Origin of the sequence: Candidatus Nitrosopumilus salarius BD31, from assembly GCF_000242875.2 — an archaeon.
Lineage (GTDB): Archaea > Thermoproteota > Nitrososphaeria > Nitrososphaerales > Nitrosopumilaceae > Nitrosopumilus > Nitrosopumilus salarius.
On sequence record NZ_AEXL02000008.1, the window covers coordinates 1 to 1,488 of the forward strand.

1 protein-coding gene and 1 pseudogene are annotated in these 1,488 nt (G+C 34.0%); both read right to left on the reverse strand.

Annotated elements, in window-relative coordinates; genetic code table 11:
- Positions 1-984, reverse strand: a pseudogene (locus tag BD31_RS00135) (DNA-directed RNA polymerase subunit B); the annotation flags it as partial.
- Positions 984-1,235 (reverse strand): DNA-directed RNA polymerase subunit H, encoded by a 252-nt coding sequence (locus tag BD31_RS00140; RefSeq protein WP_008296628.1) that lies wholly within the window; start codon positions 1,233-1,235, stop codon positions 984-986. The gene BD31_RS00140 and the pseudogene BD31_RS00135, both read right to left, overlap by 1 nt.
- Positions 1,236-1,488 lie beyond the last annotated feature (253 nt).

The window sequence follows — 1,488 nt, forward strand, 5'->3', positions numbered from 1 at the left end:
ACCGAGTTTTAATTCTAATAATTTACATGCTGCTTCACCTAAGAATTGTGCTTTTTCTTTTCTGTTTTCAGGATGTTTACCTAAGTGTGGCAATAATCCCCAATCAAGTAAAGTCTCAGCACGTTTAATCTGAAATTCCTCTAACATTCCAGGTGCAATTCTTTTACTGATGTAAACAATTGCATCTTTTGATGTTGGAACATCACCTGCTTTTTCAAAGGAGCCTTCAAGTTCATCTTGAAGATCATCAACTAATGAAACTACAGAGGCAATCTCTCTATCAGATTCTAACCCAAGTGCTCGCATCAAAGTGACAACTGGAATATCAACTGGAGAGCCAGGAATTCTAGCAACAATCAAACCATCATTTTTCATGACAAGTTCTAATTTTGCACGATAACCGACAATTGAAGAATACACTTTAGCTTTGAAAACAATATTTCCACCAACAGTTTCTCTATCAACAATTATTTTGTTGTAAGAAAGATCTTCTAGTCCAACGATAACTCTTTCAGAACCGTTAATGATAAAATAACCACCAGGATCATTTGGATCTTCACCATGTTCAATTAATTTTTGAGTAGAGAAATTATGTAAGATACAAGCATTTGATTTTGCCATTACCGGAACATCTCCAATATGTACAAATCTAGATTCTAAAATTTTTCCATCTTCTACAACACTTGCTTCCATCATTACAGGTGCAGAATATGAAACATTTCTCAATCTTGCTTCAGCTGGAGTAATATGAGTAATTGAACCATCTAGTTCCATCATCCTTGGTTGTTGAAGTTTGACTTTACCTAATTGAATCTTGTAAGGATATTCAGCATTCTCAATGTCGATTTGTCCTACTTCGTTAATGATACTCTGTAATCCTCTTTCTAAAAATTCATCAAATGAATTCAAATGTTGACGTGCAATGCCTTCACGTTTTAAGATATCTTGAATTACTGGCCAACGTTTAGTTGAAGGATCTGTCATTAGACTTCCACCACATATCTGTAATAGAGACTTTCACCGGCAGTTGGACTTTTTCTAGTGATCTTAATCATATCTCCAGGTTTTACTCCAAGTCCCAAAATTGCAGGATCATTAACAAAGATTAGTGGTAATTCGGTTGGTTTGCAATTGTATTTTTTCAAAACATCTTCGGCTTCTTGTTTAGAAATAATTTCATGTGTTGGAACATAGATATGATCAGGTACCAGTACTTGATTTTTCTTAGTTGCCATTTAGAATACCTCCAGATCGAACATTAAATGTAACATGCAATAATACACACAAACTGTAAAAAATTCGCGCTCAGGTTAATATATATCTAATCTGAAATTCGTTACAAAAATCTGTTTTTTCTATTTTGTCAACAAATTTTATCACAACCTTAAATAGGATAAATTCAGGCGTAAAATTGATGAAAGCTCATCTATCGGTGTTTGCCTTATCTGCAATTTTAATTGCAAGTATTGGTATGGCACCAGCATTTGG

Coding starts and splice junctions, on each gene's coding strand:
- BD31_RS00140 (WP_008296628.1), bottom strand. CDS start 1,235: ATGGCAACTAAGAAAAATCAAGTACTGGTACCTGATCATATCTATGTT.